The 24,071-nt window shown below is 68.5% G+C and carries 25 protein-coding genes; 20 read left to right on the plus strand and 5 right to left on the minus strand.

The features are described 5' to 3' along the window. Nucleotides 1-2: 2 nt before the first annotated feature. Nucleotides 3-476, minus strand: coding sequence for a DUF1203 domain-containing protein (locus AC3IS2_RS03175; RefSeq protein WP_489199230.1), 474 nt, complete (start codon nucleotides 474-476; stop codon nucleotides 3-5). A gap of 129 nt (nucleotides 477-605) precedes the next feature. Between AC3IS2_RS03175 and AC3IS2_RS03180 the strand changes: the two genes are divergently transcribed. The 12 genes from AC3IS2_RS03180 (at nucleotide 606) to AC3IS2_RS03235 (ending at nucleotide 9,536) form a co-directional block, all read left to right on the plus strand. After that, the gene (locus tag AC3IS2_RS03180; protein ID WP_489199231.1) at nucleotides 606-2,408 is read left to right on the plus strand and encodes a M3 family oligoendopeptidase; all 1,803 of its coding nucleotides are present in this window, start codon (nucleotides 606-608) and stop codon (nucleotides 2,406-2,408) included. A gap of 95 nt (nucleotides 2,409-2,503) precedes the next feature. Beyond that, the gene (locus AC3IS2_RS03185) at nucleotides 2,504-2,752 is read left to right on the plus strand and encodes an aa3-type cytochrome c oxidase subunit IV (RefSeq protein WP_489199232.1); all 249 of its coding nucleotides are present in this window, start codon (nucleotides 2,504-2,506) and stop codon (nucleotides 2,750-2,752) included. A gap of 230 nt (nucleotides 2,753-2,982) precedes the next feature. Beyond that, nucleotides 2,983-4,116, plus strand: a complete 1,134-nt coding sequence (locus AC3IS2_RS03190; RefSeq protein WP_489199233.1) for a Re/Si-specific NAD(P)(+) transhydrogenase subunit alpha — start codon at nucleotides 2,983-2,985, stop codon at nucleotides 4,114-4,116. After that, the gene (locus AC3IS2_RS03195; RefSeq protein WP_489199234.1) at nucleotides 4,116-4,346 is read left to right on the plus strand and encodes a hypothetical protein; all 231 of its coding nucleotides are present in this window, start codon (nucleotides 4,116-4,118) and stop codon (nucleotides 4,344-4,346) included. The genes AC3IS2_RS03190 and AC3IS2_RS03195 overlap by 1 nt, the downstream gene beginning before the upstream one ends. A gap of 1 nt (nucleotide 4,347) precedes the next feature. Beyond that, complete coding sequence (locus tag AC3IS2_RS03200; RefSeq protein ID WP_489199235.1) at nucleotides 4,348-4,665, plus strand: NAD(P) transhydrogenase subunit alpha part 2; 318 nt, start codon at nucleotides 4,348-4,350, stop codon at nucleotides 4,663-4,665. Next, complete coding sequence (locus tag AC3IS2_RS03205) at nucleotides 4,665-4,976, plus strand: hypothetical protein (RefSeq protein ID WP_489199236.1); 312 nt, start codon at nucleotides 4,665-4,667, stop codon at nucleotides 4,974-4,976. The genes AC3IS2_RS03200 and AC3IS2_RS03205 overlap by 1 nt, the downstream gene beginning before the upstream one ends. Beyond that, nucleotides 4,973-5,257, plus strand: a complete 285-nt coding sequence (locus tag AC3IS2_RS03210; RefSeq protein WP_489199237.1) for a hypothetical protein — start codon at nucleotides 4,973-4,975, stop codon at nucleotides 5,255-5,257. Before AC3IS2_RS03205 ends, AC3IS2_RS03210 begins: the two co-directional genes overlap by 4 nt. 11 nt (nucleotides 5,258-5,268) lie before the next feature. Beyond that, the gene (locus tag AC3IS2_RS03215) at nucleotides 5,269-5,646 is read left to right on the plus strand and encodes a hypothetical protein (protein WP_489199238.1); all 378 of its coding nucleotides are present in this window, start codon (nucleotides 5,269-5,271) and stop codon (nucleotides 5,644-5,646) included. Nucleotides 5,647-5,678: 32 nt separating this feature from the next. Beyond that, entirely contained in the window at nucleotides 5,679-7,097 is a 1,419-nt protein-coding gene (locus AC3IS2_RS03220; RefSeq protein WP_489199239.1) for an NAD(P)(+) transhydrogenase (Re/Si-specific) subunit beta, read from the plus strand. Between the two features lie 108 nt (nucleotides 7,098-7,205). Continuing rightward, nucleotides 7,206-7,616 carry a cupin domain-containing protein gene (locus tag AC3IS2_RS03225; RefSeq protein WP_489199240.1) on the plus strand — a complete coding sequence of 137 codons (411 nt, stop codon included), beginning with the start codon at nucleotides 7,206-7,208 and terminating at the stop codon, nucleotides 7,614-7,616. Beyond that, the gene (locus tag AC3IS2_RS03230) at nucleotides 7,609-8,025 is read left to right on the plus strand and encodes a DUF1801 domain-containing protein (protein ID WP_489199241.1); all 417 of its coding nucleotides are present in this window, start codon (nucleotides 7,609-7,611) and stop codon (nucleotides 8,023-8,025) included. The genes AC3IS2_RS03225 and AC3IS2_RS03230 overlap by 8 nt, the downstream gene beginning before the upstream one ends. Before the next feature lie 41 nt (nucleotides 8,026-8,066). Beyond that, a complete protein-coding gene (locus AC3IS2_RS03235) occupies nucleotides 8,067-9,536 on the plus strand; it encodes an amidohydrolase family protein (RefSeq protein ID WP_489199242.1) in 1,470 nt (489 codons plus the stop codon). Here AC3IS2_RS03235 and AC3IS2_RS03240 read toward each other — a convergent pair. Both AC3IS2_RS03240 and AC3IS2_RS03245 read right to left on the minus strand, forming a co-directional pair. Beyond that, nucleotides 9,514-10,086 (minus strand): HdeD family acid-resistance protein, encoded by a 573-nt coding sequence (locus AC3IS2_RS03240; protein ID WP_489199243.1) that lies wholly within the window; start codon nucleotides 10,084-10,086, stop codon nucleotides 9,514-9,516. The two genes, AC3IS2_RS03235 and AC3IS2_RS03240, sit on opposite strands and share 23 nt — an antisense overlap. A 252-nt stretch (nucleotides 10,087-10,338) precedes the next feature. After that, nucleotides 10,339-10,581 carry a hypothetical protein gene (locus AC3IS2_RS03245; protein ID WP_489199244.1) on the minus strand — a complete coding sequence of 81 codons (243 nt, stop codon included), beginning with the start codon at nucleotides 10,579-10,581 and terminating at the stop codon, nucleotides 10,339-10,341. Nucleotides 10,582-10,675: 94 nt separating this feature from the next. Here AC3IS2_RS03245 and AC3IS2_RS03250 point away from each other — a divergent pair, with 94 nt between their 5' ends. The 3 genes from AC3IS2_RS03250 to AC3IS2_RS03260 all read left to right on the plus strand — a co-directional run bounded on the left by AC3IS2_RS03250 (nucleotide 10,676) and on the right by AC3IS2_RS03260 (nucleotide 14,043). Continuing rightward, nucleotides 10,676-11,665 (plus strand): helix-turn-helix transcriptional regulator, encoded by a 990-nt coding sequence (locus AC3IS2_RS03250; protein ID WP_489199245.1) that lies wholly within the window; start codon nucleotides 10,676-10,678, stop codon nucleotides 11,663-11,665. Nucleotides 11,666-11,733: 68 nt separating this feature from the next. Next, complete coding sequence (locus tag AC3IS2_RS03255) at nucleotides 11,734-13,107, plus strand: hypothetical protein (RefSeq protein WP_489199246.1); 1,374 nt, start codon at nucleotides 11,734-11,736, stop codon at nucleotides 13,105-13,107. Between the two features lie 102 nt (nucleotides 13,108-13,209). Further along, nucleotides 13,210-14,043 carry a universal stress protein gene (locus AC3IS2_RS03260; RefSeq protein ID WP_489199247.1) on the plus strand — a complete coding sequence of 278 codons (834 nt, stop codon included), beginning with the start codon at nucleotides 13,210-13,212 and terminating at the stop codon, nucleotides 14,041-14,043. Between the two features lie 180 nt (nucleotides 14,044-14,223). On the opposite strand, the gene AC3IS2_RS03265 is transcribed toward AC3IS2_RS03260, so the two are convergent. Continuing rightward, nucleotides 14,224-15,654, minus strand: a complete 1,431-nt coding sequence (locus AC3IS2_RS03265; protein WP_489199248.1) for a helix-turn-helix domain-containing protein — start codon at nucleotides 15,652-15,654, stop codon at nucleotides 14,224-14,226. Nucleotides 15,655-15,808: 154 nt separating this feature from the next. Here AC3IS2_RS03265 and aceA point away from each other — a divergent pair, with 154 nt between their 5' ends. Both aceA and AC3IS2_RS03275 read left to right on the plus strand, forming a co-directional pair. Continuing rightward, the gene (aceA, locus tag AC3IS2_RS03270; protein ID WP_489199249.1) at nucleotides 15,809-17,086 is read left to right on the plus strand and encodes an isocitrate lyase; all 1,278 of its coding nucleotides are present in this window, start codon (nucleotides 15,809-15,811) and stop codon (nucleotides 17,084-17,086) included. Between the two features lie 15 nt (nucleotides 17,087-17,101). After that, complete coding sequence (locus AC3IS2_RS03275) at nucleotides 17,102-17,311, plus strand: hypothetical protein (protein WP_331033784.1); 210 nt, start codon at nucleotides 17,102-17,104, stop codon at nucleotides 17,309-17,311. 10 nt (nucleotides 17,312-17,321) lie between these two features. Here AC3IS2_RS03275 and AC3IS2_RS03280 read toward each other — a convergent pair whose 3' ends face one another. Further along, nucleotides 17,322-19,535, minus strand: a complete 2,214-nt coding sequence (locus AC3IS2_RS03280) for a response regulator (protein ID WP_489199250.1) — start codon at nucleotides 19,533-19,535, stop codon at nucleotides 17,322-17,324. 233 nt (nucleotides 19,536-19,768) lie between these two features. Here AC3IS2_RS03280 and AC3IS2_RS03285 point away from each other — a divergent pair, with 233 nt between their 5' ends. The 3 genes from AC3IS2_RS03285 (at nucleotide 19,769) to pstA (ending at nucleotide 24,066) form a co-directional block, all read left to right on the plus strand. After that, nucleotides 19,769-21,193 (plus strand): sensor histidine kinase, encoded by a 1,425-nt coding sequence (locus AC3IS2_RS03285; protein ID WP_489199251.1) that lies wholly within the window; start codon nucleotides 19,769-19,771, stop codon nucleotides 21,191-21,193. Nucleotides 21,194-21,332: 139 nt separating this feature from the next. Beyond that, entirely contained in the window at nucleotides 21,333-22,763 is a 1,431-nt protein-coding gene (pstC, locus tag AC3IS2_RS03290; protein WP_489199252.1) for a phosphate ABC transporter permease subunit PstC, read from the plus strand. Continuing rightward, a complete protein-coding gene (pstA, locus tag AC3IS2_RS03295) occupies nucleotides 22,756-24,066 on the plus strand; it encodes a phosphate ABC transporter permease PstA (RefSeq protein WP_489199253.1) in 1,311 nt (436 codons plus the stop codon). The genes pstC and pstA overlap by 8 nt, the downstream gene beginning before the upstream one ends. The last annotated feature ends 5 nt before the right edge of the window (nucleotides 24,067-24,071 follow it).

Raw genomic sequence — 24,071 nt, forward strand, 5'->3', positions numbered from 1 at the left:
GCTCAGTCGTGTCGGACGACGCGCGCCAGATAGCATCCGCGCGGGGCGAAATGGATGTGGACCGTCACGGTTCGCGGCGCGGCGAACCAGTGCCGCAGCCGCGCGTCGAGGTCGGCGCCGTCGATCACCTCGCCGTCGATCATCATATTGCGGTCGTCATAGACCCGGATCGACAGCGGGCGCTGGGCCAGCATGTCCGGCACAGTCTCGACAAAGGGTGCGGTCTCTTTCGCGTCTTCCCTCACAAAGATCGGCCCGCTGGCGCGGTAGGGCGAGGTCGGGTCGATGAGATGGGCGTGGTTGATCAGGACAAGGCGCTCGCCCACGTCGGCGGTGGTCAGGCTGACGCGGCACGGCGCCAGACCCGCCCGGTCGGCCACCCAGCGACGGGCGCCGAGGGCGGCCAGCCCTTCGTCGTCCAAGGCGAACAGGGGCTGGAAGGGGGCGAGCGGCAGGGGTTCGATCCGGTAGGTCATGGGGTTCCTCGTGACGATGCGAGGCCTGACCTTGCCCCTCGCCGCGAACGGCGTCTGGCGACAATCGGAACTGGCGTTCTGAAACCCGACGCCCTTGCGCAAGCCGGTCGGCGACCTCACAACTCGACCATGAACGCGCCCGTCAAGACGACCGACTTCGCCGACGCCCCGCTGTGGGACCTGTCCGACCTCTACGCCTCGCGCGAGGATGCGCGCATCAATGCCGACCTGGATCGGGCCAAGGCGCTGGTGGATCAAATGAACGCCTTCCAGGGCCAGCTGATCGGCCAGCGCGGCGACGCGGCGGCTCTGGGTCAGGCGCTGGACCAGACCATTGATCTGTATGAACAGGTGGCGGACGTCATGGGGGGCTTGGGCGCCTACGCCTTCCTCGCGGCCTCGACGGCGCGCGACGATGCGGGCGCGCAAGGTTTCGAGGCCAATATCCGCGAGAAGATGACGGTCATCGCCACCCCGACCGTCTGGCTTACGCTGGAGATCAACCAACTGGACGAGGCCGAGATCGCGGCGGCCCTGGCCGCCCATCCCGCCGCGGCGCGCTGGTCGCCGTGGCTGCGCCGGGTGCGGGCGATGAAGCCGCATGAGTTGTCCACCGAGCTGGAGACCTTCATCGCCGAGCGCGGCCCGATCCAGGCCCAGTGGCCGCGCCTGTTCGACGAGACGCTGGCGGCGCTGCGGGCCGAGGCCGACGGCGAGAGCCTGACCCTGTCCGAAGCCCTGAATCGCCTCAGCGACGCCGACGCCGCCAAGCGTCAGGGCGCGGCCGAGGGCCTGTCCAAAGCCTTCGCCGACAAGGCCCAGACCATGGCCATGGTCATGAACACCGTCGCCGCCGACAAGGCGCTGGAGGACAAGTGGCGCGGCTTCAAACGTCCCGCCGACAGCCGCCACCTCGGCAACGAGGTCGACGGCGAGAGCGTCGACGCCATGGCCGAGGCGGTGGCCGAAGCCTATCCGCGCATCTCGCACCGCTATTACGCGCTCAAGGCCAAGGCTATGGGCAAGACCGCCCTGGACCACTGGGACCGCAACGCCCCGATCGAGGCGACGCCGCCGCGCACCTATGACTGGGCGCAGGCCCGCGAGGTGGTGCTGGCCAGCTTCAATGATCTGGGCGGCGACTTCGCCGAGCGCGCCGGTTGGTTCTTCGACCGGCCGTGGATCGACGCCAGGGCGCGGGCGGGCAAGCAGTCGGGCGCCTATGCTCACCCGGTGACGGCGGATCGCCACCCTTACGTTTTCCTGAACTGGATGGGCGAGCGGCGCGACCTGCTGACCCTGGCGCACGAACTGGGCCACGGGGTGCATCAGACGCTGGCGGCGGCGCAAGGCTCGCTTCTGGCCGACACGCCGCTGACCCTGGCCGAGACCGCCTCCATCTTCGCCGAGGGTCTGACGTTTGACCGGCTGCTGGCCGAGGCGACGCCGGCGGATCAGCGCGCGCTGCTGGCGAGCCGCATCGAGGACGGGCTGAACACGGTGGTGCGCCAGATCGCCTTCCACCGCTTCGAGACCCGCTTCCACGACGAGCGCGCGGCGGGCGAGGTGTCGGTCGAGCGCATCGGCGAAATCTGGATGGAGGAGCTGGGCGCCAGCCTCGGTCCGGCGGTGACGCTGAACCCCGGCTATGAGACCTGGTGGGCCTACGTCAGCCACTTCGTCCACTCGCCCTTCTATGTTTACGCCTACGCCTTCGGCGACCTGCTGGTCGCGGCCCTGATGGAGACGCGGGCCAAGGACCCGGCGGCCTTCACGCCCCTGTATCGCGAACTGTTGGCCGGCGGCGGGGCGCACACCTATGTCGAGGCGCTGAAGCCCTTCGGCCTCAACCCGCGCGACCCGGCCTTCTGGACCATCGGCACCAAGCGTCTGGAAGGGCTGGTGGACCGGTTTGAAGCCCTGGCCGGCTAGGCGCAGAATGTGGCCATGCGCCGCGCGGGCTTGAGCCCCGCGCGGGCGTCGCTATAAGAGCCGTCGAAATCTCGACTCTTTTTCGGAAGACCTGAATGGCCGACCAGCACGCAGACAACGCCGAACACGCCTACGTGCACGGCTCGATGGAAATCTCGGAACAGGTCTCGACCTGGCACCTGTTCGTCTTCCTGGCCAAGTGGGGCTCGCTGCTGACCGCCGCCATCCTGCTGTTCCTGACGGTCTGGTTCGCCGTCGGCGCGGGCTTCATCGCCGGCGCCATCAGCGGCGTGGCCCTGTTCGTGGCGGGCTTCTTCGCCCTGCGTTCCAAGCCCGCGCACTGAGTTCCGCGCCGCGTCTGCGGCGTCGCGACATTCGAAAAGCCCGTCGAGCTTCGCGCTCGGCGGGCTTTTCTTTTGAGGTTTGTTCGGCGACACAGCATGATTTTGCCCATTGCTGCCGTTGCGTCAGCGTTCTGAGCAAGAAAATTACGCAGTTGCAGCAATTCCGACTTTGACGCGCCCTTCCGCTTCGTCCTAACGTCCGAAGGCTGGGGGATAAGGGAGGGATTCGCTTGGCTGTCGCCATCGCCGTGACCCGCGAGCGCCGTGAAGGCGAGACGCGCTGCGCCGCAACGCCGGAAACGGTGAAGAAGCTGATCGCCCTAGGCGCGACCGTTTCGGTCGAGGCCGGGACGGGGCTGGGCTCGTCCATTCCCGACGCCGACTACGCCGAGGCCGGCGCGACGGTGAAGCCCGACACCCGCGCCGTGCTGGACGGCGCCGACATCGTGCTGAAGGTGCGCGGTCCGACCGCGCAGGAGACCAGCGCGCTGAAGCCTGGCACGGTCGTCGTCGCCATGCTGGACGCCTATCGCGAGAAGGATACGGTCGAGGCGCTGAAAGGCGCCAACGTCACCGCCTTCGCCATGGAGTTCGTGCCGCGCATCACCCGCGCCCAGGTCATGGACGTGCTGTCGTCCCAGGCCAATCTGGCCGGCTATCGCGCGGTGATCGAGGCGGCCTACGCCTTTGGCCGCGGCTTCCCGATGATGATGACGGCGGCGGGCACGGTCGCCCCGGCCAAGGTCTTCGTCATGGGCGTGGGCGTGGCGGGCCTGCAGGCCATCGCAACGGCGCGGCGCCTGGGCGCGGTCGTCACCGCCACCGACGTGCGCCCGGCGACCAAGGAACAGGTCGAGAGCCTGGGCGCCAAGTTCCTGGCCGTCGAGGACGAGGAGTTCAAGAACGCCCAGACGGCCGGCGGCTACGCCAAGCCCATGTCGGCGGAATATCAGGCCAAGCAGGCGGTCCTGACCGGCGAACACATCAAGAAGCAGGACATCGTCATCACCACCGCCCTGATCCCCGGCCGCGCGGCGCCGGTGCTGGTCAGCGCCGAACAGGTGGCCTCGATGAAGCCCGGCTCGGTTCTGATCGATCTGGCGGTCGAGGCGGGCGGCAATGTCGCGGGCGCCAAGGCGGGCGAGGTCGTGACCACGGCGGGGGGCGTTTCCATCGTCGGCTACACCAACTTGCCGGGCCGGATCGCGGCCGACGCCAGCGCCCTCTATGCGCGCAACCTGGCGGCCTTCGTCGGGTTGATGGTGAAGGACGGCGCGGTGACGCTGGATCTGGACGACGAAATCCTCAAGGCCGCTGTCGTGACGCACGGCGGGGCCGTGGTGCATGAAGGCGTGAAGGGATGATGAGCGAGAAGCTTCGCAACGCATTGGGCGCCTTCGCAATGACCGTGATGGTCGGCGGTCCGGTGATCGGCCTCATCGCCTTGGTCGCCGTCATATCGGTGGACCCTTCAGGAAAACCCATCGGTGAAGCCATAGGCAAGGTCATCAAACTGATCGTCGTCAGCGTGCTGGCTAGCGGTATCTTGCGAGTGCTGCTCAGCATCGACGCGCGGTTGGAACGCAGGAGCTGATATGGAACACGTCGATCCCACCGTCTTCCGCCTGGCCATTTTCGTGCTGGCGATCTTTGTCGGCTATTATGTGGTGTGGAGCGTGACGCCCGCCCTGCATACGCCGCTGATGGCCGTGACCAACGCCATTTCCAGCGTCATCATCGTCGGCGGCCTGATCGCCGCGGCGGCGCTCAGCCCCGAGGCCGCAGGGCCGAACGCCTGGATCGCCAAGGGCGCGGGCGTGGTCGCCGTGACCCTGGCCAGCGTCAACATCTTCGGCGGCTTCATGGTCACGCGGCGGATGCTGGCCATGTACAAGAAGAAGGTGCGTGCCTGATGCTTGGCACGCGCGCGGACATTTTTCTAACGGCCGCGATTCCAGTAGCGCTTCTGTTGACGCTGGGACTCGTCCTGGTTGGTGGAAGGCTGCAGCCCCAAATACGGTGCCGCGTCGAGCTTTGTTTGAAGCTGGTCTGCTATTTGGCATTCATGGGGGTCTTTCTCTTGCGGGCCGGGGAATGGGCGCGCGAAGGTGACTGGCTGACGATCGCAGCGTTCGGCTCCTTCGCCGTCTTCATCGGCTGGAAGGGCGTCCGGTTCGTCCGTAGTCGTCTCATGTCGAGAAGCCCGAAAGACGCCGCCTCGTGATCTTCTCGCCTGTCCTGTTCGCCTTCTATGTTTCCTGGGCCGTCACCGGCCTGGGCGTGGCCCTGTGGATCTGGAGCTGGGTGCGGGTGAAAGACCCCATCGGCAAGCTGCGGTTTCAGGACTGCGGCGTGGTGCTGGTTTTCGCCGCCGTGCTGACGCGCATCGTCATTCAGGACCGCGAGATGACCGTCTTCGACTGGGCCATGTTTATATTGGGACCGCTGTTCATCGCCGCTGCGCTGTGGCGACTGACCCGCACCCAAAGTCTGACCAAACGCTAAGAGTAACCGTGATGAAAACCACCCTGATCTTCGCCGCCGTCCTGACCGCCGCCGTCGCCGCTTCCGGCGCCGCCTCGGCCCAGAAAACCGAAGAAGTCGGTCAGAACCCTTACGGCGGCCTGCACTGGTCGGTCGCCGCGCCGCAGGGCGCCACCTGGGCGCTGCAGTGTCAGTTCGCGCCGGTGACGGTGCGCGGCATCCATATGAACCGCATCAATCACACGGGCACGGGCCGCATGGCCGGGCGCCTGCCGGGCGACAACGGCAGCTGCCGCCTGACCAAGACGGGCGGCGAGGGCGGCGTCGGCGTCGCCATCGTCAAGAACGGTCAGGCCACCGCCGCCGGCACCAACGACCCGGCCAAGCCGGCCGTCATCAACGTCTTCTGACACGCTGAAACTACCCTAGGGGAGGGGATCTGATGAACGCATCCATAGCCGCGCTGGCCTATCTGGTCGCGGGGGTCCTGTTCATCCTCTCCCTCAGGGGGCTGTCCAGCCCGGAGACCAGCCGCCGCGGCAATACGCTGGGCATGGTCGGCATGGGCCTGGCCGTCGGCGTGACCCTGCTGACGCTGGCGACCTCGGGCGCGCTGGATCTGATGACCCTGGGCCTGATCGGAGGGGGCGTGGTGGTCGGCGGGGGCGCGGGGGCGCTGATCGCCCGGCGGGTGCCGATGACGGCCATGCCGCAGCTGGTCGCGGCCTTCCACTCCCTGGTCGGTCTGGCCGCCTGTCTGGTGGCGGTGGGCGCCGTCTATGCGCCCGACGCTTTCGGCATCATGACGGTCGAGGGCGGCATCAAGACCCTGTCGATCGTCGAGCTGAGCCTGGGCGTGGCCATCGGCGCCGTCACCTTCACCGGCTCGGTCATCGCCTTCGCCAAGCTGAACGGGAACATGAGCGGCTCGCCGATCCTGCTGCCGGCGCGGCACCTGATCAACATCGGCCTGGCCCTGGCTCTGGTCTTCCTGATCGGGGTGCTGATCGGCACCGGCGGCACGGCGATCTGGGCCTTCTGGGGCGTCTTTGCGCTCAGTCTGATCCTCGGCGCGACCCTGATCATCCCCATCGGCGGGGCCGACATGCCCGTCGTGGTGTCGATGCTGAACTCCTACTCCGGCTGGGCCGCGGCGGCCCTGGGCTTCACGCTGGAGAACATCGCCCTGATCATCACCGGCGCCCTGGTCGGGTCGTCGGGCGCCATCCTCAGCTACATCATGTGCAAGGGCATGAACCGCAGCTTCATCAGCGTCATCCTGGGCGGCTTCGGCGGCGGGGATGCAGCAGCGGCGGGCGGCGGCGTGGTCGAGACGCGCCCCGTCAAGCACGGCTCGGCCGAGGACGCCGCCTTCATCATGAAGAACGCCTCCAAGGTCATCATCGTCCCCGGCTACGGCATGGCCGTGGCCCAGGCCCAGCACGCCCTGCGCGAAATGGCCGACATCCTCAAGGAAGAGGGCGTCGAGGTGAAATACGCCATCCACCCCGTCGCGGGCCGGATGCCGGGCCACATGAACGTCCTGCTGGCCGAGGCCAGCGTCCCCTATGACGAGGTGTTCGAGCTGGAGGACATCAACTCCGAGTTCTCGACCGCCGACGTGGCCTTCGTCATCGGCGCCAACGACGTCACCAACCCCGCCGCCAAGACCGACCCCCAATCGCCGATCTACGGCATGCCGGTGCTGGACGTGGAGAAGGCCGGGACGGTGCTGTTCATCAAGCGCGGCATGGCGGCCGGCTATGCGGGCGTCGAGAACGAACTCTTCTTCCGCGACAACACCATGATGCTGTTCGCCGACGCCAAGAAGATGGTCGAGGGGATCGTGAAGGCGCTGTGATGCTCGGTTGAATGCGCCGATCGTTCTCGGTAGCGCGCAGCGTTGACCGACGTTGAGTCCCGCCGCGAACAGCGCCATCAAGGCTGAAACACCAGCAGCGGGGCGGCCATGACGGAGGAGGGGGAGATCGCGTTCAGCGCGGACGAGATCATCGCCAACCTGTCGCTGGCGCCGCATCCCGAGGGCGGGCATTTCCGCACCATGGCGCGCGATCCGGGTCTGGCGGCCTGCGGCTCCGAGGCCTCGACCGACTATCGCCTGCTGGCGGCGGACGAGGCGGGCGAGTGGCGCCTGGTCGAGACGACCGAGATCTGGGCCTTCTACATGGGCGCGCCGATGGAGCTGGAGATCGCCACGGATCAGGGGTTGCGGCCGCTGGTGCTGGGGCCGGACCGGCGGCAGGTCGCGGCGCCTGCCGGCGCATGGCGGCGGATGCGCAGTCAGGGCGACTGGACCCTGGCCGCCTGTTCGAGGGCGCCGGGCCTGGCGATCGAAGCGGTGGAGGCGTCCCATGTCTGAACCCAAGACCAAACCCACCGATGTGCCGGTCGAGGATTTCCTGGCCGCCGTCGAACCCGCGCGGCGGCGCGAGGACGGCCTGGCGGTCTGCGCCCTGATGCGCGAGATCACGGGCGAGGCGCCGGTCATGTGGGGGCCGTCCATCGTCGGCTTCGGCCGCTACACCTACGTCAACACGACCAAAAAACCTGCTGACTGGCCGATCATCGGCTTCTCGCCGCGCAAGGCGGCGCTGACCGTCTACATCATGCCGGGTTTCCAGGCGCAGGCGGATCTGCTGGCCCGGCTGGGGCCGCACACGACCAGCGTGTCCTGCCTCTACATCAAGCGCCTGGACCAGATCGACATGGGGGCCTTGCGCGAGCTGTGCGAATGGTCGGTGGCCGAGATGAAGCGGCTCTATCCCTGATTGGCTTGCCGGACGCGCACACGAGCGTATAGCGGATAGCCATGCGCACCTTCCTGATCGTCGCCGCCGCCGCCCTGCTGTCCGCCTGCGCCACAGCGCCGCTGACCGCCGCTGAAACGCCGGTCGAGACGGTCGATCTGCTGTTGACCTCGGCCACGGTGGTCGATGTCGAGAAGGGGACGACGACACCCGATCAACTGGTGGCCGTGCGCGGCGGCGACATCGTCGCCGTGGCGCCGGAAGGCGAGGCCAACCGCTATCGCGCGACGCGGACGGCGGATCTCGGCGACCGCTATGTCATGCCGGGGCTGTGGGACATGCACGTCCACTTCGGCGGGGGCGAGACCCTGATCGAAGAGAACGCCGAGCTGATGCCCCTCTATGTCGTCAACGGCGTGGTCGCGGTGCGCGACGCGGCGGGCGACCTGGCGCAGCAGGTGCTGGACTGGCGCGACGCCCCGCCGACGCCCGACAGCCCGCGCATCTTCACCTCGGGCCCCAAGATCGAGGGCGTCGCCCCGGTCTGGAAGGGCGTGATCGAGACCGGCAGCGAGGCCGACATCGACGCCGCCCTGGACCGGCTGCAGGCCCTGCGCGTCGACTTCGTCAAGATCACCGACAACACCCTGAAGCCCGAGCTCTTTCTCTACGCCGTGCGCGAGGCGAAGAAGCGGGGCATGAAGACCTCGGCCCACATCCCGGCCAGCATCACCGTGCTGGAGGCGGCCGAGGCGGGCCTGTCGTCCATCGAGCACCTCGACTATGCCATGAAGGCGGGCTCGAAGGATGAAGCGGCCATCGCCGCCGACTATCTGGCGGGGAAATATACCTACGCCCAGACCATGCGGCGCTACGCCGATACCTTTGATGTCGAGACGGCGCGGCGGGTCTATGCCCGGCTGCGGGAGTTGGGCACGGCGGTGTCGCCGACCCTCTACGGCTCGACCACCCTGGCGAACCTGGACCTGGACGACCATTCACACGACGCCGGGCTGGCCTATGTCGGACCGGGCATCCGAGCGACCTATGACTGGCGCGTGCAGCGCGCGGCCCGGGCCACGCCGGAACAGGTGGCCGACCGCCACTTCGTCAAGGACGTCACCGCCCGTACCCTGCCCATGCTGCGCGATGCGGGGGTGGTCATCCTGACCGGGACGGACGCGGGCTTCCTCAACTCGTTCAACTATCCGGGCTTCTCGCTGCACGACGAGATGGCGCTCTATGTGAAGCTGGGGCTGACCCCGCGCGAGGCCCTGATGGGCTCGGTCGTGGACGGGCCGCGCTTCCTGAACCAGGGCGAGCGTTACGGCGCCGTGGCGGCGGGCAAGTCGGCCGACCTGCTGGTGCTGGAGGCGAACCCGCTGGCCGACATCAGCGCGACGCGGGGCGTCCACGACGTGGTGCTGCGCGGGCGTCTGATCGACGCGGCGACGCTGGAGCGGATGCGGGGTGAAATCCGCGCCCGCGTCACGGCGCGCAACGCCAGCTTTACGCCTTCGCCAGCGTCCTGACCCGGAAGGCGAGGAAGATCAGCAGGCCGCCGAACAGGATGGCCCAGGCCGCGATCAGCCACAGCAGGCCCATGGCCCCGCTGCCCGGCGCGAAGACCAGGATCAGGCCGAAGATCACCGACAGGGCGCCCGCCGCGATCAGCGTCCATTCGTTCTCGATCTCCTTGCGCAGGCGAATGGCGCCGACGATCTCGATGATCCCGCGCATGATCGACCAGAAGCCGATCAGGTAAACCAGAACCAGGGCCGTCAGCCCGGGCAGGGCGAAGGCCAGAACGCCCGTCAGGATGCTGACCACGCCCGACAGGGCCAGCCACCAACGCGGGGCGATCCCGCCTCCCCGAATGGCGGCGATCAGGGCCAGCACCCCGTCCGCCACGGCGTAGATCCCATAGACCAGGATCAGGCTCAGCAGGCTGATCTGGGGCCAGACGAAGGTCAGGACGCCGAAGACGATGGCCAGGACGCCGCGCAACAGCAACAGCCACCACGAACGATGCAGGGCCGATTTCACGATGCTTTCCAGCGAAGGCGCGGTGGTATGGGTCATCTGCAGTTCCCCGTCTGGCGGGACCGGAACGGTCACGCTTGGGCGAACGCGGGAAGGGGAGGGGCGGTTCCGCTCCCTCTCCCGGCGGGAGAGGGCTTGAGCCTCCAAGAGCGTAGCGATTGGCGAAGGCGAAAGGGTGAGGGGCTTCGATGTCAGTCGGCGGGAGCCGTAGCAGGACGGCTTACGCCGAAGGCCGCCGGGAACCCTCATCCGACCCTTCGGGCCACCTTCTCCCATCGGGAGAAGGGATGATTACGCCGCCATGCGCCAGTCGGCGTGCGAGGCGGCGGCGGGGGCGTGGAACTCGTCCCACAGGGCGTCCTCGTCCGAATAACGGCTGCTGGCCGAGGCCGAGATGACGTCCACGACCTGTTCTTCCTGACGGTCCCAGATGACCGCCAGGTCGGACGCGCCGTCGGCCTCGCACGGCACGATCATGTAGCGGCTGGCGAAAGTCTTGCGGGCAGGCTTTTGAACGGTGCGGGCGAAGGCCATGTCGGGATCTCCTGAAGCGATTGCCTCTTGCTGATGTTGAGAGGATGCGACAGCATTGCGCCAGTTTCGGACGTAGGCTTGTGGAGAAGTTTCAGTGAGGCACGACAAGGCGGCGATGGTCATCGATCTGGCGCGGGGAATGGCGGCCAGCGCCGAGGGGCTGACGCTGAACGAGATGGCGGGGCAACTGCGGGTTGGGCGGCGCACCGCCGAGCGGATGCGCGACGCCGTGCTGATGCTGTTCCCGCAGGTCGAGGAGGTGTCGGACCCGCCGACCAAGCGCTGGCGCATTCGCGGCGGCCTGTCGGCCTTCGAGCAGGCCCCGACCGCGACCGAGATGCTGGAGCTGACCAAGGCGGCGGCGGGCCTGCGCGGTCAAGGCGAGGCGAGCCGGGCGGCGGCGCTGGAGGGGCTGGAGCGCAAGGTGAAGGCGGCGATGCGGTCGACCACGCTGAACCGGCTGGCCCCCGATCTGGAGGCCCTGGTCCGGGCCGAGACCATCGCGGTGCAGGCCGGGCCGCGTCCCTCGGCGGACGAATCCGTGCTGGCCGAGATTCGCGGGGCGGTGCTGGCGGGGCGGCCGCTGGGCTTCATCTATTCGCGACCGGGGGCCGAGGCGCGTAGCCGAAGCGTCGCGCCGTGCGGCGTCATGTTCGGCCGCGCCAACTATCTGGTGGCGGCGGACCGCGAGAGCGGGCGCATTCAAACCTTTCGCCTTGATCGCATGACCTCGGTCGAGGCGGGCGACGGCACAGCCCAGCCCCCGGCCGATTTCGACCTGGCCGCCTTCGCCAGCCAGTCGTTCGGCATCTATCAGGACGAGATCGAGGAGGTGGTGCTGCGGGTCACGCCCGAGGGCGCGGTCGAGGCGCGCGGCTGGCGCTGGCACCCGACCCAGACGCTGGAGGATCAGCCGGACGGTTCGGTTGTGGTGCGGTTCCGGGCTTCGGGGATGCGCGAACTGGCCTGGCACCTGTTCAGCTGGGGCGAGCAGGTGACGATCGAGGCGCCGCAGCGGCTGAAGTCGGTGATGGCCGGCGAACTGGCGGCGGCGGGCCGCGCCCTCGCGCGGGCGCAATCCTGAGCGATCCGTAAGCTGACGCCGCCATGGCGTCGCCTATGTTCAAGCTGAACCGTTCGGAGTCTGTTGCCTTGCGTCTGAAAGCCTTCGCCGCCGCGTCGGTCCTGACCTTCGCCCTGCTGGGCGCCTGCGCCGCCGCGCCCCTGCCGCCCGGGACCTGGGACGCGCGGGCCGCGCCCGTGGTCGAGGTCACGCGCGACGGGAACCGCTGGACGGCGGACTATGTCTTCAACCGCGACGCGGCCGTCTGGGCCTTCATGGATTCGGCTCTGGTCGTGGACGCGCGCCAACCCTGGCGGCCGGGTCAGTGGACGGTCGAGACGCCGGGCGTCGTCATGGAGCGGCGCGGCAACTACGACGTGATCCGCAGCCTGGACGGCGGCCCCGTGCCGCGCCAGGTTCGATTCTCGATCCGGCCCAAGGCGGTGGATCTGGAGGCGGAATACGGCACGCTGACGTTTTCCGACGGCGCCGTCGCCCTGCCGACGCGGCAGTTCGACGTCTTCGCCCTGCCGTCAGTCGAAGCGGCCGAGGCCATGCCCGCCGACCTGAACGGGATTGATCTGGAAGGCGGCCCCTCGACCGTGATCTGGCGCGACACGGCCGGGCCGGTGCTGTTCAACGGCGAGCGCCGCGCCCGCCTGACCACGACGGGCGAACGCTCTTACGTCCTGCTGGGGCAGGCGCGGGTGACGCCGGGCGAAGGGCTGACCACGGTCATCGACCCCAACCTGCCGCCCTGGATCGGCGAGGAGATTCGCGGCTTCGCGCCGCACGTCGGCGGCTACTACCTGCGGCGTCTCGGCGCGCCGGGCGTCGGCAGCGAGACCTCGACCGTCATGGTCAGCTGGAACGGTCCGACCGAGCGCCTGTCCAGCATGGGCGGCAGCGTCCTGCCCGGCCTGATCGTCATGCAGTTCGAGGGCGTCGGCGTGCTGCGGCCTAACAGGGAGATGCTGGAACGCTCGCGCTGGTTCATCGGTCACGAGAGCGCGCATTTCTGGCTGGGCCAGGCGGTGCGCTATCAGTTCGCGCGCGACGCCTGGATCACCGAAGGCGGGGCCGATCTGATGGCGGTGCGGGCGTTGAAGGCCCTGAACCCAGCCTATGACGACCGCGCCGAACTGCAGACCGAGGTGGACGACTGCATCAGCCTGAGCCGCGGCAAGCCGCTGGCCGAGGCGGGGGCGCGGGGCGAGCACCGGGCCTACTACGCCTGCGGCGCCGTCTTCGCTCTGGCGGCGGAAGGGGCGCAGAAGCGGCGCGACGGCGGCGACTGGTTCGACTTCCTGCGCCCGGTTCTGGCGGCGAACCGCGCGGACGGTGTCCTGACCCGCGCCGTCGCTGGCTCAGACCATCGAGCAGATGCTGGATCAGGGCGCGGCCGATCCGGCGGCGGAAATCGCCAGCCTGTTCCGCCGCACGGGCGTCCCGCATCGGATTGAGAACGGCAAGGTGATCCTGGTTTGATCGCTGTTATTTGATTGGGATCAAGGACCGTTCCCTGCCTCAGGCGTTCTATCCTTCTGGAACAAGAGGAAGCCGCCATGACCTGGTCCAGCCTGATCGTCTATGTCGATGACGAACCCGACAACACCCAGCGGATTGAGCAGGCCTGCGATCTGGCCAAGGCGCACGGCGCCCACCTGATCGGGGTGTCGGCCTGCGCGCCGGAGACGCCGATGGCTGACGCCTATGGGGCGGGCATCCTGCTGGGCGAGGTGCTGACGGCCCAGCACGAGCGGGCAGAGAGCGCGCTGAAGGGCGCAGAGGAACGCTTCCACGAGATCGCTACTCGCGCCGGGGTGTCGTGCGAGTGGCGCGCCGATGTGGGCGATCCGACGGGGCTTCTGGTCAAGCACGCCCGCGCCGCCGACGTGCTGATCGTCGGGCGCGACGCCGCCGCCGCCAGCGGTTGGCGTGCCCCGCATCCGGCCGATCTGGCCATGCGGGCCGGGCGGTCGATCCTGATCGTGCCGCCGGCGCCCGCCCGTCCTGTCGCCGGCGCGCCTGTCCTGATGGCCTGGACCGACAGCCGCGAGAGCCGCCTGGCCGCCGTCGCCGCCCTGCCGCTGCTGAGAGCGGCCGAAAGCGTGCGCGTGGTCGAGCTGTGCGATCCTGAAGACATGGACGGGGGCCGCCTGCGCACCGCCGACGTCGCCGCCTGGCTGAGGCGTCACAGCGTCAACGTCGAGGCCGACGCTCGTGCTCACGACGACCGCGCGGCGGGCCGCCGTCTGCTGGACTGCGCCGCCGAGATGAAGGCGGGGGCCATCGTCAGCGGGGCCTGGGGCCATGCGCGGATGCGTCAGTGGATCTTCGGCGGCGTGACCCAGACGCTGATCACGGAAAGCCCGGTGGCCCTGCTGCTGGCCCACTGACCTGATCCTTCTCCCTTGGGGGGGGCATAAGTCCCGCCGCTCATCCCGGCGAAGGCCGGGATCCAGATTGTAAGACGCTCCGCCTATTTCAACTGGCGCAATCACGCTCCTAAAAGCCCGCCGCGCCGTCATATGATCTGGATCCCGGCCTTCGCCGGGATGAGCGGATTTTGAGGCGCGTTACGCGAACGGGTAGGGACTGACCGACTTCGACCAGTCATCGACCGTCAGCGCCCGCCCGACCGGCGGCGCGGCGCGTTCGGCGCAGGGGTGGCGTTCGCACAGGCGACAAGCGGGGCCGATGGGCGTGACCTCGGGCTTCTGCAGGTCGAGGCCGCGCGCATAGATCAGGCGGTGCGCGTGCTTCAACTCGCAGCCCAGGCCGATGGCCAGGTCCTGTCCCTCGGTGAAGGCGTCCTGACCCTGGCGGTCGACGGTGCGGGCCAGGGTGAACCAGCGGCCGCCGTCCGGCGTCTCGATGATCTGGGTGACGATCCGGCCGGGCGTGCGGAAGGCCGAGTGCAGCCGCCAGCGCGGGCAGGCCCCGCCGAAGCGCGAAAAGGGAAAGGCGCCCGAGGCATAGCGTTTCGACACATTGCCCGCCTGATCCACACGCATCAGGAAGAAGGGCACGCCGCGCGCCGTGGGTCGCGACAGGGTGGTCAGCCGGTGCGCCGCCTGTTCGAAGCCGACGCCGAAGCGGGCTTGCAGCCGCGCCAGATCATAGCCGGTCTCTTCCGCCGCGCGCTGGAAGGCGGCGTAGGGCATCAGGATGGCGGCGGCCAGGCTGTTGGTCAGCGAGGTCTTCAGCAGGTTGCGCGTCGGGGCGTCGGGGGCCTTGGCGGCCTCGGTCAGGGCCTGAAGCTCAGGGCCGTGCTCCATCAGGGCCAGCTGGCAGGCGACGGCGAAGGCGCGCGACGACGGGCCGAGGGTATCGGACAGCAGCAACCGCCCCCGGTGCGGGTCGAAACGGCGGGTCCATTCCACCATGACCTCGGCGGGCAGGGTGCGCACCGTCAGGCCGTGCCGGGCGAACAGCCGCGCGCGGGCCAGGGCCTCGAAGCTCTCGTCCGGCGACGGGGCTTCGGCGCGCAGGGCCTCGTGCAGGGCCTCGCCCAGGGCATCCAGTTCGGGGGCGTGGTTGTGCCGGGCCTGGATGTATTCGCGCACCCATTCCGACGGGCTGTCGGCGGGGGAGGCGGCGCCGGCCACCTCGGCCTCGGCCCGGTCGCGCACGCGCCGATCGGAGAAGGCGCGATAGAGGCGCAGGATGGCGTCGGCGGCGGCGGGCTGATCCTCGGCCAGTTGCACGATCTCGTGGCGCGGCACGGCCAGGCCCTGGAACAGGGGGTCGGCGAAGGCCTCGGCCAGTTCCGCCTCGGACGCCGGGCCGCCGGACTGGCCCAGGTTCCTCAGGTCCACGTCATAGGTCTCGGCCAGACGCAGCAGCAGTTGGGCCGAGACGGGGCGCTGATTGCGCTCGATGTGGTTCAGATAGGAGGGCGAAACGCCCAGATCCCCCGCCATCGCCGTCTGCGACAGGCCGAGGTCGCGCCGCAGCCGTTTCAGGCGGCCGCCGAGGAAGAGTTTGCGATCAGCGGCGGCGTTCATGACGCGATGATGTCACGATATGACTGAATGGCAAGTGTCATGATGTGACTGTTTGACTTGAATGACATGGCTCATGCTGTGTCAATCGTGACGGCGGCGTGTTTGGGTCTGGTGACGGCGGCTGCTGCCGCGCCATTTCAAAGCCGAGACGAACATGACGACCTTCGCCGATCTGGTTCCTTCGCCCGCCGGCCGTTTCGACGGCATCGAACGCCCCTATACGCCGGAGGACGTCCTGCGCCTGCGCGGTTCGGTGCCGATCACCCACACCCTGGCCGAGCGCGGCGCCAACCGTCTGTGGGAACTGCTGCACACCGAACCCTTCATCAACGCCCTGGGCGCCGTCACCGGCAATCAGGCGATGCAGATGGTCCGCGCCGGTCTGAAGGCCATCTACCTGTCGGGCTGGCAGGTCGCGGCCGACGCCAACACCGCCGGGGCCATGTACCCGGACCAGTCGCTGTATCCGGCCAACGCCGCGCCGGAACTGTGCCGCCGCATCAACCGCACCCTGCAGCGCGCCGACCAGATCGAACACGCCGAGGGCGGCGCCAAGCGTGAATGGTTCGCCCCCATCGTCGCCGACGCCGAGGCCGGTTTCGGCGGGCCGCTGAACAGCTTCGAGATCATGAAGGCCTTCATCGAGGCGGGCGCCGCGGGCGTCCACTTCGAGGACCAGCTGGCCAGTGAGAAGAAGTGCGGACACCTGGGCGGCAAGGTCCTGATCCCGACCCAGGCGCATGAGCGCAACCTGGTCGCCGCCCGCCTGGCCGCCGATGTCATGGGCACCCCGACCATCACGGTCGCCCGCACCGACGCCGAGAGCGCCCAGCTGATCACCTCGGACATCGACGAGCGCGATCAGCCCTTCATCGACCGCGACAACCGCACGCCCGAGGGCTTCTTCCGCCTGAAGGAAGGCACCGGCCTGGACCACTGCATCGCGCGCGGCCTGTCCTACGCCAACATCGCCGACCTCTTGTGGTGGGAGACCTCGCACCCCGATCTGGACGACGCGAAGAAGTTCGCCGAGGCGATCCAGAAGGAGCATCCGGGCAAGCTGATGGCCTACAACTGCTCGCCCTCCTTCAACTGGAAGGCCAAGCTGGACGACGCCACCATCGCCAAGTTCCAGCGCGAGCTGGGGGCCATGGGCTACAAGTTCCAGTTCGTGACCCTGGCCGGCTTCCACAGCCTGAACAACTCGATGTTCGAGCTGGCCGACGGCTACCGCGATCGCGGCATGGCGGCCTATTCCGAGCTGCAGCAGCGCGAGTTCTCGAATGAGGCCGCCGGTTACACCGCCACCCGCCACCAGCGCGAAGTCGGCACCGGCTATTTCGATCAGGTCGCCACGGTGATCTCGAACGGCCAGTCCTCGACCACGGCCCTGAAAGACTCGACCGAAACCGCCCAGTTCCACGCCGCCTAATCAGGAGAGACTCCAATGGAACCGCTGACCCGTCCGCAGGCCATCATCGACTTCTGCCTGGCGCCCCTGGCGCTGGACGGATCCACCGAGGCCGAACGCGAGGTGCGTCGCCGCCTGGAGCACGTCATCAAGACGTTCCAGTCCAAGGCCGCCCGGCCGATGAGCGTGGACTTCTCGTCCATGCCCAGCCAGGTCATCAACGAAGCCGCCCACGGCTACGAGTAGAAGAAGACCCTCAGGCCGCCCGCTCGGCGGCCTGAGGCGAATTCGCCGTCAGTTCCTGCACCATGGCGATCAGCGCCTCGACGCTGAACGGCTTGGCCAGATGGCGGTCGGCCCCGGCCTCCAGCCCCGCCGCGATATGTTCGGGCAGGGCGTTGGCGGTCAGCATGACGACCGGGGTGCGCGGCATCCCCATGGCCACTTCGTGCAGGCGAATCTCGCGGGTCGCGGTCAGCCCGTCCATGACCGGCATCTGCATGTCCATCAGCACCAGGTCGAAGGCCGAGGCGCGACAGGCCTCGACCGCCTGGGCGCCGTCCTCTACCGAAACCAGATCAACCGTCGCCTGATCCAGGATCAGTTCGACCACGCGCCGATTGGTGGGGTGGTCGTCGGCGACCAGGATGCGCAGCCGGCGGGCGGCGTCGTCCAGCCCGGCTTCGGCGGCGGGAATGGCCGTCGTCATCGACGGGGGCGCCGCCGGCGCCTCGGCCGGGCGCAGGGGCAGGGTCAGGATGAAGGCTGCGCCCCCGCCCGGCTCGCTCTCGCAGCCCAGCCCGCCGCTCATCATGCCCGCCAGCTCGCGGCAGATCGCCAGCCCCAGGCCCGAGCCGCCGAAGCGCCGGGTGATGTCGCCGTCGGCCTGCTCGAAGCGGCTGAACAGTCGGTCGCGCGTCTCGGCGTCGAAGCCGATGCCCGTGTCCTGAACCACGAAGCGCAGGCCTTGCGGCCCGGCGTCGACCGTCAGGCTGACAAAGCCCGAGGCGGTGAATTTGACGGCGTTGGACACCAGATTGGTCAGGATCTGTTTCAGGCGTACGGCGTCGCCGTGGATCCAGACGCGCGCTTCGGGCGCCACCTCGACGAAGAACTGCAGGCCCTTGTCGCGCGCGGCGGCGGCGTAGAGCTGGGCCGCCTCCTCGACGGCGCGCGCCAGGTCGAAGGGTTCGTCGCTCAGTTCCAGCCGTCCGGATTCGACGCGCGCCAGGTCCAGAATGTCGCTGAGCAGGGTCTGCAGGGTGCGGCTGGAGGAATGAATCAGGTTCAGCATCTCGCGCTGTTGCTCGTCCAGATCGGTGCGGGCCAGGGCCTGGGCCACGCCGATGACCCCGTTCATCGGGGTGCGGATTTCGTGGCTCATATTGGCCAGGAACTGGCTCTTGGCGCGGTTGGCGGCGTTGGCCGCGTCGCGGGCCTCGGCCAGGGCCTGGGCGTCGCGCTTCATTTCGGTGATGTCGGAGCAGACGGTGACGGTGCCGCCCTCGGCGGTCTTGCGGTCCTGCACCCGCAGCCAGCGTTCGCCGACCTGCTGCTCCATGGCGCCCATCGGTCGGCGGCGGTTGGCCATGCGTTCGGCGATCCAGGCTTCCTCGCGGCCCACGGCGGCGGGATAGAGCCCAGCGGTGATCCCCGCCATAAGGACTTCACGGAAGGTGACGCCCACCTTCAGCGCGGCCGTCACCTCAGGGTTGATCTGGGTGTAGCGCCGGTTCCAGATCGCCAGTCGGTCGTCCGCGTCATAGAAACCCAGGCCGTCGGGCATGGCCTCGATGGCCTCGCGGAGTTGGCCCAGAGCACTATGCCGCGACCACCAGATCATGCCGGTCAGGAAGGCGGCGATGATGGCCAGGAAGGCGACGCTTACGCCGACCCACAAGGCGATCGTCGCCTCGGGCGCCGCCGCGGTCGGCAGAAGGGCGCCGGGCGAGGGAACCAGAATGACAGCGCTCATGGCGACGAAATGCAGCCAGCACACGCTCAACGCCCCGATGACGGCGGTTGCGACGATGCGTTTCACGCCGGCGAGGGGCGGCGCGAAAAATGGTGCGGAGATCAGGATCAGGCCGCCGACGACGGCGACCGCCACCAGAGGGGCGTTCCAGGCCAGCGTTGCGCCGGAAATGCGCAGCGCCGCCATGCCGACGAAATGCATGGCCGCCACGCCGGCGCCGCCGGTCAGCGCCGCCAGCACGCGCCAGAATTTCGACTCGGACGCGAGCGCCAGGACGGTGGCGGTGAAAAAGGCGATGAGTATGATGGCCAGCGACGCCACGGTCTCGCCTGGATCGTAGCGGACCGGCGCGCCCACGTCGTAGGCCTGCATGGCGATGAAATGGGTGGCCCAGACGCCGACGCCTCCGACCAGCGGCACCGCGACCAGATAGACGCGGCGCGAGCGCCGGGCGACGCTGCGGGCGCGATCGAACAGGCTGACGGCGATCAACATGCTGAATATCGACACGAGCGCGGCGAAAGGCACAATCCGCCAGTCGTGCTGCTGAACCAGACAGTTCAGGATCGTATTCACGTCCGAAGCCCCCGCGCCGTTGATGCAAACTGCCGCAAATCGGTGAAGAAAATACGCTAAGCGCGGGATTTGCGGATCGCGGCCGCCCCGCACGGCCTGAGTCGCATGGACATATCGCGTGTCCGCTAAATAATGAGATAACGCCGATCATCATGCCGTACGAGCACTCGCCTTCTCCCGTCGCCCCCACCGCTTCGTCTCGTCTGTGGACCGCCGGCGCCAGCGGCGGCGTGGCGATTCTGGTGATGGCGGTTCTGGCGGTGATGAAGCCGGAGTTGGCCGGCTGGCTGGCGGTCGGCGCCGTGGCCGTGGCGGCGGCGACCTGGTTGGTCAATCGTCAGTCGCAGTCGCCGGTCAGCATCAGCGAGCTGGACGGCAGCATGCCTGTCGACCTGGCCCCCGACGGGGCCTTGCTGGGCGACGTGTTCGAGGCCCTGGGCGATCCCATCCTGATCGTCAGCGGAGGCGAGGCGGACGACATCGCCGGACGCCGAATCGCCCTGGCCAACGCCGCCGCGCGCGACCTGTTTCGGCTGAACGGGACGGGCGGGGGGCTGCTGGTCTCGGTGATCCGCGATCCCAAGGTGCTGGAGGCGGTGGACGAGGCCCTGTTCGGCGACGTCAGCAGCACGGTCGACTATGTCGGCGGCGGCGCTCAGGAGCGGCACTGGCGGGCCTTCATCCGTCCCTTGCCCGAGCGGGACGCTCATCTGTGGGGCGCGGGCGCCCTGGCCCTGCTGGCCTTGCGCGACGAGACCGACGCTCGCCGCATGGAGATGATGCGCGTCGACTTCCTGGCCAACGCCAGCCACGAACTGCGCACGCCCCTGGCCTCGCTGTCCGGTTTCATCGAGACGCTGAAGGGCCACGCCAAGGACGACCCCAAGGCGCGGGACAGGTTTCTCGACATCATGGCGATCCAGGCCGACCGCATGGGGCGCCTGGTCGCGGACCTGCTGTCGCTGAGCCGGATCGAGTTGAACGAGCACATCGCGCCGTTGGGTCGCGTCGATCTGGCGCGGGCGGCGTCGGACGTGGTGGACGCCGTCAGCGTGATTTCGCGCGAGCGCGGCGTGACCATCCGCGCCGACCTGGGGCAGGGCGGGGCCACCGTGGCGGGTGATCGCGACGAGATCGTGCAGGTCATTCAAAATCTGGTCGATAATGCTCTGAAATATTCGAGCAGCGGCGGCGTGGTCGAACTGTCCATTGACCGCGACCGCGCGCTGGATGAGGCCATGGCGGCGCGGATGCCCGAGGGCACGCGCCTGTCGCTGGCCACGCCGGACCGCGAGGCGGGACAGAAGTACGCGGTGGTGACGGTGCGCGACCACGGACCCGGCATGGCGCGCGAGCACCTGCCGCGCCTGACCGAGCGATTCTATCGCGTCGAGGGCCAGAAGAGCGGCGAACGTCAGGGCACGGGTCTGGGTCTGGCCATCGTGCGCCATATCATCATTCGTCACCGCGGCGGCCTGACGGTGGACAGCGCCCTGGGACAAGGGGCCGTCTTCGCCGCCTGCTTCCCTCTGGCCCCTGCGCGTGAGGCTGAACCCGCCGCCGGACCGGCCGTGTGAAGGCCCTGCGACAAGAAGGATGGGCGTCGTAACAGAACTGTCACGCGGCCGTCTTAATCCGCTCGCCAATCGCAGGCAGTTTCCCGGCCGAAACGCGCCGGACCCGGCACGTTAATGATTCACGCGCGCACGGACCCGGATGATCTGGATTTTCCTGTTACTGCTGATCGCCTTCTCGGTGCTCGCCTATCTGGGCGGGCGCGCTTTGGCGACGCGCCGCAGCGCGGGGGTGAAGGCCCATTCGCGTCCCGGCCAGCATGGCCTCTACGCCCTGATCTGGGTCGGCGTGCCGGCCCTGGTCGTGCTGATCGCCGCCTCGATCTTCTCCGCCCCGCTGGAGCGCCAGATGCTGGCGGCCGGCGCGCCCGACAGCGTCACCCAACTGGAGCCCTTCCGTCGCGAGGCCTTCTTCTCGGACGCGCGCCGCATCGGCGACGGTCTTGAAGCCCAGCAGATCTGGCCGGCGCCCTATGCCGAGGAACTGCCGGCCGAGGGCCGCCGCGCCCACCGCATCTCGTCGGCCCTGAGCTGGGGCGGCGGCGTCGCGGCCCTGATCGCGGCTGTCCTGGGCGGCGTCTTCGTCTTCGTCCGCATCCGTCCCGACCTGCGCGCGCGCAATCGGGTGGAGAGCTGGATCAGCATCGTCCTGTTCGCCTGTTCGGCGGTGGCGGTGCTGACGACCGTGGGGATCATCTTCTCCCTGGTGTGGGACTCCTTGCGCTTCTTCAACTCGGTGCCGATCACGGAATTCCTGTTCGGGACCAAGTGGAGCCCGCAGATGGCGATCCGCGCCGACCAGATCGGCTCGTCGGGCGCCTTTGGGGCCGTGCCCCTGTTCGCGGGCACCTTCCTGATCATGATGATCGCCATGATGGTGGCCGGTCCGATCGGCCTGTTCTCGGCCATCTACCTGTCGGAATACGCCGGTCGCCGCACCCGCGCCGTGGTCAAGCCCATGCTCGAGGTTCTCGCGGGCGTGCCGACCGTGGTCTACGGCTTCTTCGCCGCCCTGACCGTCGGCCCGGCCTTCCGCGTCTTCTTCAACACCATCGGCGGCTGGCTGGCCGGCGGGCCGCTGGACGGCATCGGCCAATACCTGCTGCTGGTGCAGAACCAGATGGCGCTGGTGGCCGGCGCCGTCATGGGGATCATGCTGATCCCCTTCGTCAGCTCCCTGTCCGACGACATCATGAACGCCGTGCCGCAGTCCCTGCGCGACGGCTCCTACGCCATGGGCGCCACCAAGTCCGAGACGGTCAAGAAGGTGCTGCTGCCGGCCGCCCTGCCGGGCATCGCGGGGGCCTTCCTGCTGGCCGTGTCGCGCGCCATCGGCGAGACCATGATCGTGACCATGGCCGCCGGTCTGGCCGCCAAGCTGACCCTGAACCCGCTGGACACGGTCACGACCGTGACGGTGCAGATCGTCACCCTGCTGACCGGCGACCAGGAGTTCAACAGCCCCAAGACGCTGGCCGCCTTCGGACTGGGCCTGACCTTGTTCGTCGTCACCCTGCTGCTCAACATCGTCGCCATGCGCATCGTGCAAGCCTATCGGGAACAGTATGACTGACGCCGCCCAGAACCCTGTGGGGCAGACCATGACCGGCGTCAGCCCGCGCACCCAGCGTTTGCAAGCCCGTCTGCGCGGCCGCTACGCGCGCGAGACCCGCTTCAAGTGGTACGGCCGCGCGGCCATCGGCTTCGCCCTGGTCTTCCTGGTGATCCTGCTCGGCAGCATCATCATGCAGGGCCGCACCGCCTTCTACAGCCATAGCGTGACCCTGCCGGTCTATATGGATGCGTCGCGCATCGACCGCGCCTATCCTCAGGGCGCTAACTTCGAGCAGATCGTCGCCGAACAGCAGCTGCGCCGTCTGGGCATTCAGGACGACGCGCAAGGCTCCAAGGCCGCCGCCATGAAGGCCCTGTTCTCGTCGGAGCTGAAGTTCCAGGCGGCGGGCATGATTTCGCGCCAGCCCAGCCTGCTGGGCCAGACGGTGCCGGTCGCGGCGCCCCTGGCGGACAACGCCGACCTCTATCTGAAGGGCGAGGTCTCCAAGGCCACGCCCGAGGACCAGCGCCGCATCAGCAACGAGCAGATGGCCTGGCTGGACCGGATGAAGGCGTCGGGCGCGGTCCGCGCTCACTTCAACAGCGCCCTGTTCACCAAGGGCGACTCGACCCAGCCGGAACTGGCGGGCCTGCTGGGCGCCGTCGTCGGCTCGGCCCTGATGCTGCTGGTTACGGCTCTGATCGCCATTCCGGTCGGCGTCGGCGCGGCTGTGTGGTTGGAGGAATATTCGCCGCGCAACCGCATCACGGCGATCATCGAGGTCAACATCAACAACCTCGCCGCCGTGCCGTCGATCGTTTACGGCCTGCTGGGTCTGGCCCTGTTCATCAACTTCCTGCACCTGCCGCGCGCCAGCCCGCTGGTCGGCGGTCTGGTGCTGGCCCTGATGGCCCTGCCGACGGTGATCATCGCCACGCGCTCGTCGCTGAAGGCCGTGCCGCCCTCGATCCGCGAGGCCGCCCTGGCCATGGGCGCCAGCCGCACCCAGACGGTGTTCGGCCACGTCCTGCCCCTGGCCATGCCGGGCGTCATGACGGGTTCGATCATCGCCATGGCCCACGCCCTGGGCGAGACGGCGCCCCTGCTGCTGATCGGCATGATCAGCTTCGTCCCCGGCGTGCCCCACGCCATCGACGAGCCGGTCGGCGCCCTGCCTTCGCTGATCTACATCTGGGAGAACGCGTCGGAGCGCGCGTTCCACGAGCGGACCGCCGCCGCCATCCTTGTGCTCCTCGCCTTCATGATCGTCATGAACGCCGCCGCGATCCTGCTGCGTCGGCGGTTCGAACGCCGGTGGTAAGTCTT

Source organism: Brevundimonas sp. KH_025 (genome assembly GCF_057839885.1).